Source organism: Agrococcus sediminis (assembly GCF_007923295.1).
GTDB lineage: Bacteria > Actinomycetota > Actinomycetes > Actinomycetales > Microbacteriaceae > Agrococcus > Agrococcus sediminis.
In genome coordinates this window covers 158,015-174,438 of sequence record NZ_VOIR01000016.1, presented here as the reverse complement: position 1 = coordinate 174,438, position 16,424 = coordinate 158,015, and the positions used below count along the sequence as shown (strand labels likewise).

Annotated in this window: 13 protein-coding genes; 2 read left to right on the top strand and 11 right to left on the bottom strand. The window is 67.5% G+C overall.

Features of this window, described 5'->3' with window-relative positions; genetic code table 11:
- Positions 1 to 45: 45 nt before the first annotated feature.
- From FQ330_RS11435 to FQ330_RS11390, 10 genes are all read right to left on the bottom strand, one after another.
- Positions 46 to 462: a hypothetical protein gene (locus FQ330_RS11435; protein WP_146357654.1), complete on the bottom strand. Its 417-nt coding sequence runs from the start codon at positions 460 to 462 to the stop codon at positions 46 to 48.
- Positions 459 to 1,187 carry a DUF2637 domain-containing protein gene (locus FQ330_RS11430; protein WP_146357652.1) on the bottom strand — a complete coding sequence of 243 codons (729 nt, stop codon included), beginning with the start codon at positions 1,185 to 1,187 and terminating at the stop codon, positions 459 to 461. The genes FQ330_RS11435 and FQ330_RS11430 overlap by 4 nt, the downstream gene beginning before the upstream one ends.
- Positions 1,184 to 2,119, bottom strand: a complete 936-nt coding sequence (locus FQ330_RS11425; protein ID WP_146357758.1) for a bifunctional DNA primase/polymerase — start codon at positions 2,117 to 2,119, stop codon at positions 1,184 to 1,186. The genes FQ330_RS11430 and FQ330_RS11425 overlap by 4 nt, the downstream gene beginning before the upstream one ends.
- Positions 2,119 to 3,204: an ImmA/IrrE family metallo-endopeptidase gene (locus FQ330_RS11420; protein WP_146357755.1), complete on the bottom strand. Its 1,086-nt coding sequence runs from the start codon at positions 3,202 to 3,204 to the stop codon at positions 2,119 to 2,121. Before FQ330_RS11420 ends, FQ330_RS11425 begins: the two co-directional genes overlap by 1 nt.
- Positions 3,205 to 3,426: 222 nt before the next feature.
- The gene (locus tag FQ330_RS11415; RefSeq protein WP_146357753.1) at positions 3,427 to 4,278 is read right to left on the bottom strand and encodes a helix-turn-helix transcriptional regulator; all 852 of its coding nucleotides are present in this window, start codon (positions 4,276 to 4,278) and stop codon (positions 3,427 to 3,429) included.
- Between the two features lie 108 nt (positions 4,279 to 4,386).
- Positions 4,387 to 5,655: an MFS transporter gene (locus tag FQ330_RS11410; protein WP_146357649.1), complete on the bottom strand. Its 1,269-nt coding sequence runs from the start codon at positions 5,653 to 5,655 to the stop codon at positions 4,387 to 4,389.
- Complete coding sequence (locus tag FQ330_RS11405) at positions 5,652 to 7,307, bottom strand: ABC-F family ATP-binding cassette domain-containing protein (RefSeq protein ID WP_146357647.1); 1,656 nt, start codon at positions 7,305 to 7,307, stop codon at positions 5,652 to 5,654. Before FQ330_RS11405 ends, FQ330_RS11410 begins: the two co-directional genes overlap by 4 nt.
- A 195-nt stretch (positions 7,308 to 7,502) precedes the next feature.
- A complete protein-coding gene (locus FQ330_RS11400; protein ID WP_146357645.1) occupies positions 7,503 to 8,453 on the bottom strand; it encodes a helix-turn-helix domain-containing protein in 951 nt (316 codons plus the stop codon).
- A gap of 144 nt (positions 8,454 to 8,597) precedes the next feature.
- Positions 8,598 to 9,776 (bottom strand): Cmx/CmrA family chloramphenicol efflux MFS transporter, encoded by a 1,179-nt coding sequence (locus tag FQ330_RS11395; protein ID WP_146357643.1) that lies wholly within the window; start codon positions 9,774 to 9,776, stop codon positions 8,598 to 8,600.
- A gap of 251 nt (positions 9,777 to 10,027) precedes the next feature.
- Positions 10,028 to 10,288 carry a hypothetical protein gene (locus FQ330_RS11390; RefSeq protein WP_146357641.1) on the bottom strand — a complete coding sequence of 87 codons (261 nt, stop codon included), beginning with the start codon at positions 10,286 to 10,288 and terminating at the stop codon, positions 10,028 to 10,030.
- Positions 10,289 to 10,587: 299 nt separating this feature from the next.
- On the opposite strand from FQ330_RS11390, the gene FQ330_RS11385 reads away from it, so the two are divergent.
- The gene (locus FQ330_RS11385) at positions 10,588 to 11,592 is read left to right on the top strand and encodes a PIN domain-containing protein (protein WP_225792835.1); all 1,005 of its coding nucleotides are present in this window, start codon (positions 10,588 to 10,590) and stop codon (positions 11,590 to 11,592) included.
- A 1-nt stretch (position 11,593) separates the two neighbouring features.
- On the opposite strand, the gene FQ330_RS11380 is transcribed toward FQ330_RS11385, so the two are convergent.
- Entirely contained in the window at positions 11,594 to 12,766 is a 1,173-nt protein-coding gene (locus tag FQ330_RS11380) for a restriction endonuclease (protein ID WP_225792834.1), read from the bottom strand.
- Between the two features lie 76 nt (positions 12,767 to 12,842).
- Here FQ330_RS11380 and mobF point away from each other — a divergent pair, with 76 nt between their 5' ends.
- On the top strand, positions 12,843 to 16,391 hold the full coding sequence (gene mobF, locus FQ330_RS11375) for a MobF family relaxase (protein WP_449683768.1): 3,549 nt from the start codon (positions 12,843 to 12,845) through the stop codon (positions 16,389 to 16,391).
- The last annotated feature ends 33 nt before the right edge of the window (positions 16,392 to 16,424 follow it).

The window sequence follows — 16,424 nt, the reverse complement described above, 5'->3', positions numbered from 1 at the left end:
GGGTCTCACCTCTGCCAGCCCGGCGTCCACGACTCACCCCACCTGCTACCGCATCCCGACCCCGGACCGGGCCTGGCCCCGATCGGTGCCGCCACGACGCCCGAACGCGCTCAATGGCGGCAGGCGGCGCGCCCGCTCTGCGACCCATCGGGCGCCCTTGTCGATCGGGGCGCGCAGCCTGCGGTTCCCCGCGGCGGTGACGTCGATGCCGCGTCGGGACAGAGCCCCGCCGCCGTGGGCGAACAGGTCACTCGGACGCACCCAGTCCACGCCCCGGCCCCGCACCTGCGCCAGCTTCTCCTTCGCGGCTCTGCGGGACGCGGCCTCCTTGATCGCGTCCGGCGTTCCCGGCGCCTCCGCATCCTCGGCAGGGGTCGGCGTCGTCCGCGCCTGCGGAGCCTGTTCGGGTTCGCGATGGCGGTGGTGCTGCTCCGCCGGGTTCGTCTGGTCCTGGTCGCTCATGGCGTGGCTCCTTGCCTCACGGGCTCGGACCCGGACGGGTCGGCCTCATCGCTGTGGTGCGCGTCGGCATGCTCGGGACGGGGAAGCCACCGGCCGACCGTCGAGGGATGCACCCCCAGGTGCCGGGCGATGGCCTTGTTCGACCACTCCCGCTCGCGCAGCTCCGCCGCCCGCGCCCGACGATCCAGCCCACCGTCCTCATCGGCCTCGACGGCGCCGGACCCGGCAGGCGAGGGCACGGCGGGTTCGGTCTCGATCTGTGCCGCCACAACCGGGACACGCTCAACCGCGTCTGTGATCGCTGGTGCATCGGCAGGACGCGCTGCGGATCGGGTCAGGACGACGGTCAGATGGGTGATCGCCAGCAGCACCACCGGCGGCACCGCAGCGACCGCGGCCGCGAGCGGGCCGGAAACGTCGGCGTCTGCGGCGACGACCGCGTGCAGAGAGTTCGCCGTCACCGACACCGCCGCGCCGCCGATCAGCAACGTCCACGGGTACCAGGCCGCTTTCTCGCCGGCGAGCGCGACTACCGCGACCGTGGACACCACGATCACGCCATCGACGATCAGCGGCCACGCCCACGCCTGCCCGGCCCCGATCCCGGAGCGGCGGGCGAGGTCCGCCAACGCGGTGAACGACAGCCAGAACGCGCCGGCCGCGATGAACACCGTCCCGGCAACCGATGTGACCACCGCCCAGCGCCGCCCCCGTACCCTGTTCATCCCAGACCCCTTGCCGCGTCCACTCGGAGCCCTGGGTCACGTCGAGCGAGCCCGCCCGCAGGCGGGCTCGCCGGTGCCGCGGTGCGTTCCCGGCGGGCGGCTCCGACGCCGACGCTGCGATAGGCGCTGTAGACGGTGCGGGTGATCTCCCGCTCCCCGAAGTCGGGCTGCTCGGCGCGCACCAGCGCATCCAGGGCATCGGCGACGGGCACGTTGCCCTCGGCCAGACGGCACGCGGCCCAGAACAGCTTGTAGTTCCGGTCGCCCTTGACCTGCCGGGACAGCCACGCCGCCAGCCGGTCCGCGTCCTCCCGCCCGGCTACCGGCTGGCCCTCCCGCGCCGGGCGACGCGGCGGTGGCGGATCGAGGAAGTCGCGCAGCCGCCCCGCATCCACCGGCTCCACCGCACCGGAAGCGACCTGCTCGACCCGGTACGAGACCGAGGCGCCGTCCAGCCGCAGCAGCGAGGGCGGGGCGATGACATAGCCGCCGTCCCCGCGGCAATCCACGCCGGCCTTGCCGACCGCCCATGACCGCTGCACCTTGGCTGGGATGGCCGGGAAGTAGGCGTGCCGCCCGCCTGTGGGTGTGGTCACCGTCGCCAGCGGCGCCGGGATCAGACCCGCGCGGGCCGCCCGCGCGTACGCCGCGTATCCGTCGACGCCGTGCACATCCACGTCGATCACGACCAGACCTGACGCGGCGCCGGTCGGGATGCCGATGTTCGCGCCCGGCTGCCACCGCCACCACCCCGCCACCCGTCGCGGATCGGTCGTCGCACGGCGGAAACCGGATGGGACGAGGGGCGTCTTCTCGCCCGGCACGCACGGGAACACCGGCACTCCGGCCCTCGCCAGCTCGCGCGCCGCGACCGGCAACGGCAGACCGTCCAGCCGGTCGAACAGGGCAGCGAACGCCGAGGGGGCGACCATCACAGCCCCTGCTCCGGCACCGCCTGCACCGTCCGCGGCTCACGCACCGGCAGCGGCTCGACCCGCGGTCCCGGTTCCGGCGCTCGCGCAGGTCCAGACTGTTCGACGTCGGATTGGTCGAGTCGCAGCGAGGTCGGGTTGCCGTTGCCGAGCTGGATCGTGTCGAGCTGGCCCAGGACCTCGGTCGCGGTGCGCCGGACCTTCTCGCCGGTGTCCCGGATGACCTGCGCCGGGTCCTTGCCGTCCACGTTGGCCGCCCATCCGGCGACGTAGGGGATCGCGTAGTCGCTGGTGTCCATGCCATGTGCAGCGGCGATCATCAGCGCGACGGACTCGGCCTCGACCTCACCGATCCCGCGATGCTGGCGCGCTTCCTGCTGGTTCGGCCCGTGCAGACGGACATGGCCCAGCTCGTGCGCGAGGGTCTTCACCTGCGCGGCCGGGTCCATGTCCGTGCGCACGAGCACCTGACGGGTCTCGTAGTCGGTCATGCCGTTCGCGCCGCGGATCGCGTCGGCGTCCGGCATCCGCAGCACCTCGTACCCCAGCGACTCGACCTGCGCAGCCAGCCCCTCCCACAGGCCGACGGGTGCTTTGCCTTCCAGCAGCTTCGGGGTCGGCAGTTCCGGCAGCTCCGCACCGTGAGTCCGGGACACATCCCAGACATGGGCCGGGACGACGCTGACGATCCGACGCTGCACGACTTCGCCCGGGCGCGGCTTCTCACCCTTTGACAGGCGCCGCCACGAGGCCGGGTCTTTCGGCGTCGCCGTCGCGAACCTCACCCTGACCGGCGCACGAATCTCATACCCGCCGCCGGCCTCGGCCCAGCGGCCCATCTTCTTCCAGTCCTGGAAGCCAGCCACCCACGTCGGCGTCGGCGTCGGCACCCGGCCCTGCTCGTAGGCGTCCACGTGCTGCGCCCAGATCAGCAGCGTGTTGTTGAACGACCGCGACCGGAACCGCGCCGCGAACTCCATCGCCCGCCGCCAGTCCTCACCCGACACCAGCTCCTCGACCGAGCGCACGATGCGTTCTTCGAGAGCTTCGAGCTTCGCTTCCCTCGTCTCGTTCCTCATAGCCATCGCCTGACCTCCCTCCGCCTGGGCCACGCCCAGAGGGAGCAGCCGTGCGACCACGAGGTACGCCGGGCGGATCAGGAAGACGAGACGGACGACGGAAACGAGACTGGCGACCGTCAGGCTCCGCGACGAACCCGACGAATCTCTACTGGACTACCGGGGCGCTCGGAAGCAGTGGGGTGGAGACGGCCGATCCTGCGGATATGACCCGGCTCGATGCGCGTTTCACCCGGCCCCGGTAGCGGCACGCGCGCGGGCGATCGCTCGGTAGTGGCTCGGCGTCACGCCGATGCTACGACGGAACTGACGGGCCGCGAAATCAGGATCGCTCCATCCCACCTCACGGGCGATCACCGCGATCGGAGTGTCCGTGGTGCGCAGAAGACCCGCCATCCGCTCCGCTCGCAGCATCGTCAGATACGCGATCGGCGACTTCCCATACGCCTCCACGAACACCCGCCCAAGCTGCGACTTCGACAGATGCACCTCGCGGGCAAGGTCAGTCACCGACCACCGACGCACCGGGTCCGCCCGAAGTAGATCAGCGACCCTCCGTGCCTCAGTCCGTAGCGGCAAGAATCCCCGTTGCCGCGGCTGAGTAGGCCAGGTTCTCACGCGCTGAGTGGAGGACTCCCGCACCGGTGTCACCTTCACGAAAGGGGTCAGGACGTGAGCGACCGAGAACCACAACGCTTGTATCCGATGGAAGTTCGCCACCGGTCGATCCTCAACGCTCAGCGCGACCAACTCGTCCAGCCACGGCATCAACATCCCCGCCCGATCCTCGCCAAGTCGGAGAACCTGGGCTGGCTCGGCATAAGTCGTCGCAAAGAAGTCCTGTGCTTCAAGTCGATCTTGCAACAACCCGACGTGCTGCCAGAACACCTGGTCGACCAGGTAATCGGTGTCCGCGAAGACGGTGGTCGTCGTGACGTGGCCTTCTGGCTCACTCCCGCACAGGACATTCGCGCCGAGCACGACAACATCGCCAATACAAACGGGTCTCTGCCCGAACTCACTGAACAGCACCACGGACCCAGAGCGAACGATGACAACCTTGATGCAGTCGTACGCCACCGGAGCGATCGGATGGTGCTCGGTCCGGGTCAAGGCCGTGATGGGTGAGCGCACGCCTTGCTCGTGTGCCTCGAATCCCAACATGCTCTTGACCCGGACAGCCGCATCTCAGCGTTCGTCCATTGGGCGTTCCATCTCGCTTTCGCGCATGCGTCCCATCAGCATCGCGATCAGCGCAAGTACGGGTGGAGCGACACCGGCGATGATGAAGATCACGGGGATGGGTACGAGCAGCGAGAGCGGTCCTGCGATCGCGATCGAGACAGGCATGAAGGTGATCGAGACGAAGAAGTCGAGGCTCGCGACTCGGCCGATCATGTCGAGCGGCACCAGACGTTGCAGCAGGGTTCCCCAGATGACGACACCGGCTCCGGTCGCTGCGCCGACGATGAACAGCGCTGCGAGCATGAGAATCAGGTTGTCGGCGACGCCGATGACCGCGAGTGGGAGGGTTCCGCCGCCCCAGCAGGCGATCATGAATGTGAGGTAGCGGCGCGGGAGTTTCAGCGATGACACAACGAGTGAGCCGATCGCCCCGCCCATGCCGAATGCGGCGAGGAGGAAGCCGAACGTGGATTCGGCGTCCTCGAATCTGTCTCGGGTAATGAAGGGCAGCAGCACTTCGATCGGTCCCTGGATGATGAGGGCGAGCGAGGAGCCGAAGACCAGAGTCCAGAGCAACCAGCGTGTGTGAACCACATAGTTCACGCCTGCTCGAAGGTCACCCCACACGCTCGTGTGCTGCTCCGGAGAAGCGACCGTGGTCAGCTCGTCGCGTCGGCTGAGGAACAGAGTGAGGATGAACGCGATCGCATACGAGGCTGCGACGATGACGGCCCCGATGGCGGGGAAGAACATGCCGACGACGATTCCGCCGAGGGCGGGACCGAGCCCCTGCCCCATTGAGGGTCGGAGAGCGCCTTCGAGCCCGTTCGCGGCGAGGAGCTGCTCAGGCGGAAGCACCTGGGGCAGATACGCGCTGTAGGCGGGGTAGAAGAATGCGCTTCCTGCGCCCATCGCGAATGAGGCAACGCCGACGTGCCACAGTTCGACCGTCTCGGTGAGGGACAGGACTGCCACCACGGTCATCACAGCCGCGGTGCATCCCTGCACGGTGATGATGATGCGGCGTTTGGAGAACCGATCGGCGACAACGCCACCCAGGATCGAGAAGGCGAACAGGCCCAAGCTCATACCTGTTGCGACCGCTGAGAGCGCGAGCGGGCTGTCATCGAGCGCGAGCACTTGGAAGACCATCACGATGGTCCACATCCCGGTGCCGAAGACCTCGATGCCGACCGCGGCGAACAGGAGCCGATAGTCCCGCGAAGCCAGTGGCCGCAGGGCACGTATCCGGTTGAGGTTCTTTTCGCTCATACCAGCGCCTCGCCTTCGACCATCGACGTCAGTCCGAGGCTCGGCCAGCCGTCAACGTCACGGAGCAGTTGCCGGTCGTGCGTTGACAGGACGACCGCCGCTGCGGTCGCTCCGAGCGCGTCGGTGAGTTCGTCAACGAGCGCGATTGAAAGATGGTTGGTGGGTTCGTCCAGGAGCAGCACATGCGGGCGCATCGCGAGTACGAGCGCCAGATCGAGCCGGCGCTGCTGCCCCATCGAGAGCTCGCCCACTCGTTTGCCCGCCTCGCGCGGGCGCAGGAGACCAAGCTGAGAGAGGCCGATCGCATCTGATTCCCGCAAAGTGCCTTCGGACACGAGCGCGCCGACGTGTGTGGCGTACACCTCGCTCGCTCTCCGATCAGGCGGCAGGGTCGTCTCCTGATGGAGAAAGCCCAGTCGCGTGCTCCGAGGCGTTCGAACCGCTCCCGTGTCCGGAGCCAGCTCACCGCCGACCACGCTCAGCAGTGTTGACTTACCGGCACCGTTCGGGCCGGTCACTACGAGACGGCCGCGGTGGGAGAGTGAGAACGACACTGGCCGGCTCAACCGCCCGGCGACGCTGATGTGATCGACGCTGAGGAGAACCGCGCCAGTTCGTGTGGGGAGGTCGGGGAACCGGAAGAGCTGAGGCGGTTCCGGCACGGTGACGGCGTGGGCTTCGAGTGCTTCCTGGCGTCGGTGCACGTTCTGCACAAGCCCACCGGCTCGGGTGGCTCGCCCATGCTTGTTGGTGCCCTTCTCTGGTCTCCACCCCGAGACGAGCCGGTTCTGCGCAGCGCTGAGACTGTCCTGCAACCGGGCATGCTCGGCCTGTTGGCGGTCGTAGTCCTGTTCCCAGCGTTCCCGCTCGGCCAGGCGTCCCTCCCGGTAGCCGGCATAGCCGTTCCCGTACACGCGCGGACGATCGTCCGGCGTCGGGTCGAGGTCGACGATGGTCTCCGCGATGTCGGACAGCAGCGCGCGATCGTGGCTGACGACGACAACGCCCCCGCTCCGCGCTCGGAGCTGCGCGGTCAGGAACTCAAGCCCACTTCGATCGAGGTGGTTGGTGGGCTCATCAAGCAGTAGAAAATCGTGATCGGCGCCCAGGAGGCACGCCAGCCGTACCCGATACCGCTGTCCCACCGAGAGGTCTGCGAGAAGCCTGGTCGAGTCCGTCTCCGCTTCGAGCGCATCGAGCGCGATCTGCACGCGCCGTTCGGCATCCCACGCATCGAGCGCTTCGGCACGTTCCAACGCGGCCGCGTACTCCTCCGCCGCCCGGTCCGTGCCATCCGCAAGAGCGAGAGCTGCGGCGTCAAGTGTCGCCAACGCGGCCAGCGGTTCGGCTATCGCTTCCGCGACCGCCTGCCCAACAGTTCGCCTGTCAGTGGCGGTCATCTCTTGCTCGGCAACACCGATCGTGCCGATGCGTTGGACCGTTCCGCTGTCCGGGACCAGGGCGCCAGCGAGCACCTGTAGGAGCGTCGATTTTCCCCGCCCGTTCTCTCCCACGATCGCGACACGCGATGAGGAAGTGAGGGTGAGGTCGACATGATGGAGAACGGGCGTGGCTCCGCGCATCAAAGACACGTCGGAAGCGATGAGTTGGGCGCGTTGGCGCGCCGGATGACGGTTCGTCGGGGTGAGCATTGAAGTCCTTCGAGACGACGCACCACCAGCCACAGGCAGGTAGGTACGCAAATGACGGCGACCCCCAGAGGGGTCAGAACGAGCGGCCGCCGCAGACTCGGATTACTCAACGAGCGCGGTGGGCCTACTCAGCCGTCACAGGAAGTACAAATGCATGGACGCGATTGTACCGCATGACACCGCCGAGTCTCCGTTTCATCGGGACCCGGTGGTGGTGGCACGCGCGCGGGCGATGGCCCGGTAGTGGCTCGGCGTCACGCCGATGCTACGACGGAACTGACGGGCCGCGAAATCAGGATCGTTCCATCCCACCTCACGGGCGATCACCGCGATCGGAGTGTCTGTGGTGCGCAGAAGACCCGCCATCCGCTCCGCTCGCAGCATCGTCAGATACGCGATCGGCGACTTCCCATACGCCTCCACGAACACGCGGCCAAGCTGCGACTTCGACAGATGCACCTCGCGGGACAGGTCGGTCACCGACCACCGACGCGTAGGGTCCGCCCGCAACAGTTCGGCGGCTCTCCGTGCCTCGGCCCGTAACGGCGAGAAGCCTCGTCGCCGTGGCTGAGTAGGCCAGGTCGTCTCGCGCTGGGTTGAGGATTCGCGGATCGGTGTCGTCGTGACGAACGGGGTCAGGACGTGAGCGACGGAGAACCACAACGCCTGCACCCGATGGAAGGTTTCCATCGGACGGTCCTCGATCGTTAGGGCGACCAACTCGTCCAGCCACGGCATCAGCATTCCTGCCCGGTCCTCACCGAGACGGATCAACTGAGCGGCCTCGCTGTAGAACCTTTCAGCGAACTGCTGCGCGTGCAGCCTGTCTGACAGCACGGCCGCGTACTGCCAGAACACCTGATCGATGATGTAGTCCGGGTCGAGGTAGACCGTGGTGACCGTGACGTGTCCTTCCGGTTCGCCACCGCACAGGGTGTTGCTGGCAAGGATCACCACGTCGCCCAGGGTGGCCGGCTGTTGGCCGAACTCGCTGAACAGGATCAGCGATCCTGAGCGAACGAACATCAGCTTCACGAAGTCGTGGGCAATCGGCGGCGTGGGTTCGTGGTGCGTGGACGTTTGCGACACGATTGGCCCGAACGCTCGTGCAGCGTGCGTCGCCTCATGCGCGATCGACGCCGACATGGGACGCACGCCTCACAAGCCCGCCGGCCAGGCCCGACTCCCACCGGGACTGGTCCAGCGCGCGGAGCAGCGCGCGCGTTTCAGGGTGCTCGGTGGTGGTGGTGGTGGTACGGAAGCGCCGGTCATCGCTGCTCAACTCACCGGCTATTGAGCAGCTGGCATCGCCCCGCCGCGGCGCGAAAGCACTGACATGCTGCTCCACAGAAGGACGGCGAAGAACACCAAGATCGCGCTGAGGAGAATCGGTCCGACCGCGCCGGTGGCTTCGATGGCGAAGCCACCGGCGATGGGTCCGATGACGGCGCCGATGTTCAACGCGACGGTCGCGAAGGAGCCGCCCATCGTCGGCGCGGCGTGCGCGGTGGCGATGATCCTGGCGATCAGTGTGCTACCCAGCGCGAAGGACAGCGTGCCCTGGGTCAGGGTTAGGACCCAAAGCGCAGCGGGGCTGGCGTTAGTGAACGCCAGCAGCGCCCACCCGGCCATGAGCAGCGGCCCGGTGTAGGTAATCAGGCGTCTCCAATGGCGGTCACCGAACTGTCCTGCGACGTAGACACCGAGGAAGGCTCCGATACCGAACACGGCCAGCAGCAGCGGCACCATGCGTTCGGTGAGTCCGGCCGGGCCAGTGGCGATCGCGGCCAGGTAGGTGAAAGTGCAGAACGTCGCGGCGTTCACCAGAACGGCCAGCACAAGATTCAACTGCACCGGGCGCGATCGCAGACTTGCCAGCTCACGGCCGATGGAGCGGGACCCGCCAACTCCCGCAGCCTCCGAGGGCCGGGTAGGCGTGGCCGCTAGCACCGCGACGATGGCCGGCAGGCACAGCAGCGCGATCGCCCACAAGGTGGCACGCCAGCCGAGCAGGTCGCCGACGAAGGCCCCGGCGGGCACTCCGGCGATCAGCGCCACGGTGGTGCCGCCGAGGATGATCGCCAAGGCGCGAGTGTGCCGCTCGGCCGGGACGATTCGGGTCACCGTCGAGAGCGCGACAGCGAGGAAGCCCGCGTTCGCCAACGCTGCGACGATGCGGGAGGTCAGCAGCACGGCGAAGCTGTCGGTGATCGCACCGACGACGTGGGCGGCGATGAACAGCGCGAGAAAGCCGGTGAGGGTCCAGCGCGGTGAGACCCGCCGAGCTGCGGCGGCCATGGCCGGGGCACCGATGACCATCCCCAGGGCGAAGCTGGAGGTGAGGAGCCCGGCTTGACTGAGTGAGACTTCGAAGTCAGTGGCGATGCCAGGAAGGAGACCGGCGAGGACAAACTCGGAGGTTCCTTGGGCGAACACCGCGACGGCGAGCAAGTAGAGCAAAACAGGCATGAGTGTGCCTTCCGAAGCAAGAGGTGAGGAGTTGGTAGACGCGTGGCGCTACCGGTGCTTCGGATGCGTGGTCACTCACGGCCTCTACGCTGGCCGGATTATCGGCGGCGCGGGCCGTTAGAGGAAGGACTGGGGCATCTCGGGCTACCGGTAGACCGGCAGCCCTGACCTGTCTGCTTTGGGAGAACTCACCAAGCCAGGATACCAGGCGACGGACGTGCGACCGGGACACCAACACTGTGGTCGTGACGTCAGCACACGTCCCGGTCGTCATGCCACTGGAAGCGCCCGGCGAGCACATCCACCGGAGGAACATCGCCCCAGTCGTTGGTGGAGATGTCGCCCAGGTTGGGGGAGTCGGGCCAGTGATGGGTGAAGAAGAGGGCGACCTCGTCATTGTTCTCGGAGAACCAGGTCGCCTCGGCGCCCAAGGCCGTACTCGACGGCGAGATCGAGGCCTCCATATCCGAGCCGACACGCAGGGAGCGGTCGTGGCGATCAGCGTCGAGCATGGGGACTCCGGTTGACAGGTGATCCCCGGCGGATTCCCCACAGGAAGTCGCTGCCGTGCTGGTCACCGGCCAGGTGCTGCGCTCACCTGCTCCACGGGCGAAGCCCTCTGTCGCTTTCTTCACACACTATGAACAGGCGCAGTGCCTTGTCCTGCTCGCTGACGCCTCTTCGTCTGAGCCGGCTCTCTGCCGGAGCCCTCGGCGCCCAGAGCCATCACACGTCTTTCAGACGAGGTAGAAGCGCCGGGGTAGTGAGCGCCCGGCAGCGTTCAAGCCCGAGATGCCCGTAGGCCTATACCGTGGGAAACGTGCTGCACCTACTCGTTGACACGTCGACGTGGCTCGACCTGTCCAAACGACGTGACGGGCAGCGCTGGATCGTTGCGCTCCGCCTCCTGGTGCATCAGCGGGACGTGGAACTCCTTGTTCCCGAACTGGTGATCGAGGAGTTCGAGCGAAATCGAGAACGGATCGAAGCGTCGATGACGGCCAGCGTCGCTCAGCGGTTCAAGCTCATCAAGCAGGACCTCGAAGACTACGGCGGCACCGATGTGGAGAACGCCGTTGAGGTGATTGCCGACCTGGCACGCGATGTGCCGTTGATCGGTGCGATGACAACGCGCAACTTCGATGAGGTCCTCGAACTCTTGCGCACGGGGCGCCGGGTCGAAGCAACCGATGCCGAGCACCGTGGGGTGGTCGAACGCGGGCTGCGAAAACGCGCTCCGTTGCATCGGTCACGCAACAGCGTCGCAGATGCGTTGCTCATCGAACTCTATGCAACCGCCGCGCGTGCATCAGACCTGTCGCGCAACCCCCACGCATTCGTCACGTCGAACAGCGCCGACTTCTCGACGGAGGACGGCGACAAGCGGCAACCCCACCCCGATGTCTCCGCAACCTTCGCATCGGAAGGGTCCACGTACGCGCTCGGGGTCGACGGTCTCAATGATGTTCTGCTCTCTCACTTCGGCAGCGAGATCAAGGAACTGTTCGCGGAGACCGACTTCATTGAGGAACCGCGGCGACTTGGCGAAATCCTAGAAGCGGAGAAGATGTTGTTCGACCGCGTTTGGCACCACCGCTCCCTTCAACACGAGTACCAGCTGCGCGCGGCTGGCGACGAGGGGGAGTTGGAGCGGCTGGAGGCGATAGCTGGCCCAGCGCGCAAGCGTGTCGAGGAGACGTACACCCAGCCCGGGGAACTCGGGCCCTACACGGACTTCGAGCTCGGAATGCTCAACGGCAAGCTCTCTGCGTTGCGTTGGGTACTTGGCAGCGAATGGGACTTCTTGGATACGTAGCTCACGGCCGAAGCCCGTGGCTCGCTATCAGGTCGGGGCGCTGGGACAGCAGAGTTTCCAGTCGGCTGTCCGGCCAGAGTTCGATGAAGGGCAGCTTTCCATCGGCGTTGTGTTTCTCCGCTACGGCCACCGCATCCGTCGTGAATCGTCCACTCGTCGCAATGACGAGCGCACGAACAGGCGGCGGTTCCCACAGCGAGAGCGCCGCGAGCGTGCCCGTGACGTCGGCGGGGCCGACCGACTTGGTGGTCCAGTGCTTCGCCTGGATTATGACCCGTTCGGTTCGAGTAGTCCCGCCGTCGTCTTGGATGACGCGCTCTGCCGACAGGTCGCGTCCTCGATCCGCCGCGCGGGTCTTCATCAGCCACTCGACGTTCTGATAGCGCGGGAACGCCCGTAAGAGATCGAATAGCAATCGCTCGAATCCGTCGTCATCGAGAGCGGACCACGACAAGCCGGTACTGGCCGCTCCGGCTGGCCTCGCAGAGGCGGCCACCCCGAGGTCGATCCCAGGGACCGGCAGCGGGTCCGACTCCGCCAGACTCGCTGCCTCGATGTCCGCACGAACCGAAGGCCAATCCATCTCAACGATGTCATGCCAGTCGTGACCCTGCCCGAAGTGCATGTGACGGTGAAGGTCGGTCCACCGTCCGCCGCGCTCGGTGGTGTCTCCGAGCAGTCGTTCGATCTCGCTGATCGCGTCCTCGATTACCGCCGTCGTAGGGTCCTCAAGTCGATCGTTTGAATCGCGCGGTACCGATTCCACTACCTGTGGAAGGGTCTCGTTGATGGTCGAGGTGAGGTCGTCCAGCCGCTCGTGGATCGCTCGACGCCGGGCCTGTGCCAGTCGGAATCGGTACTCATCAAGCTGGTTGGATGGTTCCTCCAACTGGTTCATGAGCGCAAAGGGCGGCTCCCCGATGTCTGCGTAGTCGATGAATGCCTGACCGGCAGCATCCGCATCGGGGAGTTCTTCGGTCACTGTCCATCCGTCGATTGGCGGCAACCCGGACAGCAACACGCTCCAGGCTCTCCGTAGGTCCTCATACTCTCGGCTCGATCCACGACTTGGGCCGGAAGGGAGCATCGGCTGGGCTCGCTCCCAGACCGCGTCGAGCTTGGCGAGGTTCGCCGCAGCGCGATCCATCACCTGGAGCAACTCGTCAAGATTCACCGCTCAAGTCTCCCATCCATGTCCCGTGCGATCCTTCTCGTGCGCCGTTGCCTACCTCAATGTCGTGACGGTTTCGATGCGGGTGATGTCGGCCGGTGATGGGTACAAGTACCTGTTGAAGTCGGTCGCCGCAGGCGACGGCGACCGACGCCTGAGCACGCCGCTGACTCGCTACTACGCCGAGGCGGGTGCGCCACCGGGCTTCTGGATGGGCTCGGGCCTTGGCCGACTGGGTCGCGGCGAGCTGGTCGAGGGTGCTCAGGTGTCGGAGGCCCAGTTACAGCTCTTGATCGGGATGGGCCATGACCCGATCACCGGCGAACCGCTGGGACGCGCCTACCAACAGTTCGCGTCGATCACCGAACGGATCACGCAGCGCGTCAACGCACTCGATCCCGTACTCGGGCCAGCCGCTCGTGCCCAGGAGGTCGCCGCGATCGAGGCAGAGGAGGCAGAGCGCGGCACCCGTCGCGCGGTGGCGGGGTTCGACTTCACGTTCAGCGTCCCGAAGTCGGTCTCTGCGATCTGGGCGGTCGCGGACGCGGGCACGCAGTCGCTGATTGCTGACGCCCATCATGCGGCGGTTGCAGAGCTGGTTGCGTTCCTCGAGCGCGAGGTTGCAGCAACCCGTGTCGGTGCAACCGGCCCGGACGGCGCGGTTGCGCACGTCGACGTCGCCGGGGTCGTCGCGGCGGCGTTCGATCACTACGACAGCCGGGCCGGTGACCCCCAGCTGCACACCCATGTCGTCATCAGCAACAAGGTGCTGACCGTCCAAGACGGCCGCTGGCGGACCCTCGCCGGGCGGCCGATGCACTCGGCGGTCGTCGCTGTCTCCGAGCTGTATAACGCTGCCCTAGCCGACCGGATGACCCGCACACTCGGATTGGACTGGGAGGCGCGGGAACGGGGGCGGGACCGGAACCCGGCGTGGGAGATCGAGGGCGTGCCCGACGAGCTGGTGGCCGAGTTCTCCACCCGCACCCGGCACATCGAGGCCGAGAAGGATCGGCTCATCGCGGAGTACGTCGCCACGCACGGCCGACAGCCCTCAGCCCGGACGGTGCTGAAACTGCGGGCGCAAGCGACGCTCGCCACCCGGCCGGAGAAGCAGATCAGATCGCTGGCCGACCTCACCGCGGAGTGGCGGCAACGCGCCGGCCGTGTGCTAGACCAGGACGCGACCGGATGGGCACGCGCCCTCACCAGCGGCGCCGAGGCGCGCCGGGTGCTCCGCGCCGACGACGTGCCGCTGGACGTGGTGGGCGAGGTCGGGCAGGCGGTGATGGAGACGCTTGGTGAGAAGCGTTCGACCTGGACACGGTGGAACCTGCACGCTGAAGCGTCCCGTCAGTTGATGGGCTGGCGGTTCGCCAGCGTCGAAGACCGCGAAGCGATCACCGGTCTGGTCGTGGACGCTGCCGAGCGTGCCTCGCTGCGGCTCACTCCGCCGGAGCAGGCGACCAGCCCGCTCGAGTTCCGCCGTCCGGACGGCACGACGCGGTTCCGTCCCCGGCACTCGACGCTGTTCTCATCCGAGGCTCTGCTGGCCGCAGAAGACCGCCTCCTGGCCCGCGCCGACGCGACGGCCGGCCCCGCGGTGGCGTTGGAGACGGTGGAGCGGATCGCCCGCACGCCCGACGCGCGCGGCCGGGTGCTTGGCGAGGACCAGGCCGCGGCGTTGGCCGCGATCGCCGTGTCCGGTCGGGTCGTGGATGTGCTGGTCGGCCCGGCCGGCGCTGGGAAGACCACCGCCATGAACGCGCTGCGCCGAGCGTGGGAGAAGGAGCACGGCGCCGGGTCCGTGGTCGGGCTGGCGCCTTCGGCGGTCGCCGCTCAGGTCCTCGCTGACGATCTGGGGATCGCAACGGAGAACACGGCGAAGTGGTGGCAGAACCACCTCATGCACGGCACCACGTTCGAGGCGGGTCAGCTCGTCATCATCGATGAAGCCTCCCTCGCCGGCAGCGCCTCACTGGACCGGATCACCCGCGAGGTCGAGAGGGCCGGAGCGAAGGCCCTGCTGGTCGGAGACTGGGGCCAGCTCCAATCGGTCGACGCCGGCGGCGCGTTCGGCCTGCTGGTCCACTCCCGCGACGACACACCTGAGCTTCACGACCTGCACCGCTTCACCCACGCCTGGGAGAAGACCACCTCGCTACAGCTCCGCCACGGCCACACCGAAGCGATCGACACGCTCATCGACCACGGCCGGATTACCGGCGGCGACGCCGAGACGATGATCGACGCCGCCTACAGCGCCTGGCGACGCGATCTTTCCTCCGGCCTCGCGTCGATCCTCGTCGCCGAGACCCACGAGACAGTCATCACGCTGAATGACAGGGCGCGGGCGGATCGGATCATCGACGGCCAAGTGAACCCGACCCGCGAGGTCGGCCTGCACGATGGAACTGCCGCGTCGGAAGGCGATCTGGTCATCACCCGCCGCAACGATCGCCGGCTGCGCAACGGCCTCCGGTGGGTCCGCAACGGCGACCGCTGGACGATCACCCAGGTCCGCGAGGACGGATCGGTCAGCATCCGCCCAACCGGGCGCCGGTTCGGCGGCGGGATCGTCCTACCTGCCGACTATGTGGCCGAGCATCTGGACCTGGGCTACGCGATCACCGCGCACCGGGCGCAGGGCGTGACCACCCAGACCTCTCACGTCGTGGTCACCCCGACGACCACGCGGGAGAACTTCTACGTCTCGATGACCCGCGGCGCCGAGCGAAACCACGCCTACGTCGCCGTCGACCGCGACGATCACGAACACACCGAGCCGCATCCCGGCGACAACCCCAACACCACCGCCCGCAGCGTCCTGTACGGCGTGCTCCAGCACGTCGGCGCGGAGTTGTCGGCGCACGAGACGATCACCGCCGAGCACGAACACTGGGGATCGATCACCCAGCTCGCGGCCGAGTTCGACACGATCGCGCAAGCCGCACAGCACGACCGCTGGTCGACACTGCTCGCCGCTGCCGGGCTCACGCCCGAGCAAGTCGGCTACGTGCTCGACTCCGACGCCTACGGCGCGCTGTCGGCCGAGCTGCGGCACGCCGAAGCCAACCACCACGACCTCGACACCCTGCTCCCGCGACTGATCGCCGCCCGCAACGTGGATGATGCCGACGACATCGCCTCCGTGATCCACGCCCGACTCGCACGCGCTACGGCCAGACCGGCCGGGTCTGGCCGCACCCGCAAACCACCTCGACTGATCGCCGGCCTGATCCCTGACGCTGGCGGGCCGATGGCCGACGAGATGCGCCGAGCCCTGGACGAGCGCCGCGACCTCATCGAACAGCGCGCCGACGCCGTGCTCCACAGCGCCCTCACCGACAAAGAGCCCTGGGCCACGAAGCTCGGCACCGAGCCAACCGTCAAGAAGCAGCGCGACGCGTGGAGACGCGCCGCGCGTACCGTCGCTGCCTACCGCGACCGCTACCAGATCATCGACAATCGCAGCCCGTTCGGGCCGGCGCCGGAAAGCACCAGCCAGAAGATCGACGCCGCACGAACCCGCGCCGCCCTCAACCGCGCGCTATCCCTTTCCGGCGATGACGCGACGAGGGAACAAGTGCGACCGAGCGCCGTGACTCGGCCCGCACCGCGCCTGTGAGCGCTGCCCAAGGCTGGTGCGGTGAGGCTGAGG

Bases quoted from the DNA above. Each gene is read 5' to 3' on its own strand.
- FQ330_RS11425 (WP_146357758.1), bottom strand. From the start codon at position 2,119: ATGGTCGCCCCCTCGGCGTTCGCTGCCCTGTTCGACCGGCTGGACGGT.
- mobF (WP_449683768.1), top strand. From the start codon at position 12,843: ATGCGGGTGATGTCGGCCGGTGATGGGTACAAGTACCTGTTGAAGTCG.
- FQ330_RS11400 (WP_146357645.1), bottom strand. From the start codon at position 8,453: ATGTCGGCGTCGATCGCGCATGAGGCGACGCACGCTGCACGAGCGTTC.
- FQ330_RS11435 (WP_146357654.1), bottom strand. From the start codon at position 462: ATGAGCGACCAGGACCAGACGAACCCGGCGGAGCAGCACCACCGCCAT.
- FQ330_RS11390 (WP_146357641.1), bottom strand. From the start codon at position 10,288: ATGCTCGACGCTGATCGCCACGACCGCTCCCTGCGTGTCGGCTCGGAT.
- FQ330_RS11430 (WP_146357652.1), bottom strand. From the start codon at position 1,187: ATGAACAGGGTACGGGGGCGGCGCTGGGCGGTGGTCACATCGGTTGCC.
- FQ330_RS11420 (WP_146357755.1), bottom strand. From the start codon at position 3,204: ATGGCTATGAGGAACGAGACGAGGGAAGCGAAGCTCGAAGCTCTCGAA.
- FQ330_RS11395 (WP_146357643.1), bottom strand. From the start codon at position 9,776: ATGCCTGTTTTGCTCTACTTGCTCGCCGTCGCGGTGTTCGCCCAAGGA.
- FQ330_RS11405 (WP_146357647.1), bottom strand. From the start codon at position 7,307: ATGCTCACCCCGACGAACCGTCATCCGGCGCGCCAACGCGCCCAACTC.
- FQ330_RS11410 (WP_146357649.1), bottom strand. From the start codon at position 5,655: ATGAGCGAAAAGAACCTCAACCGGATACGTGCCCTGCGGCCACTGGCT.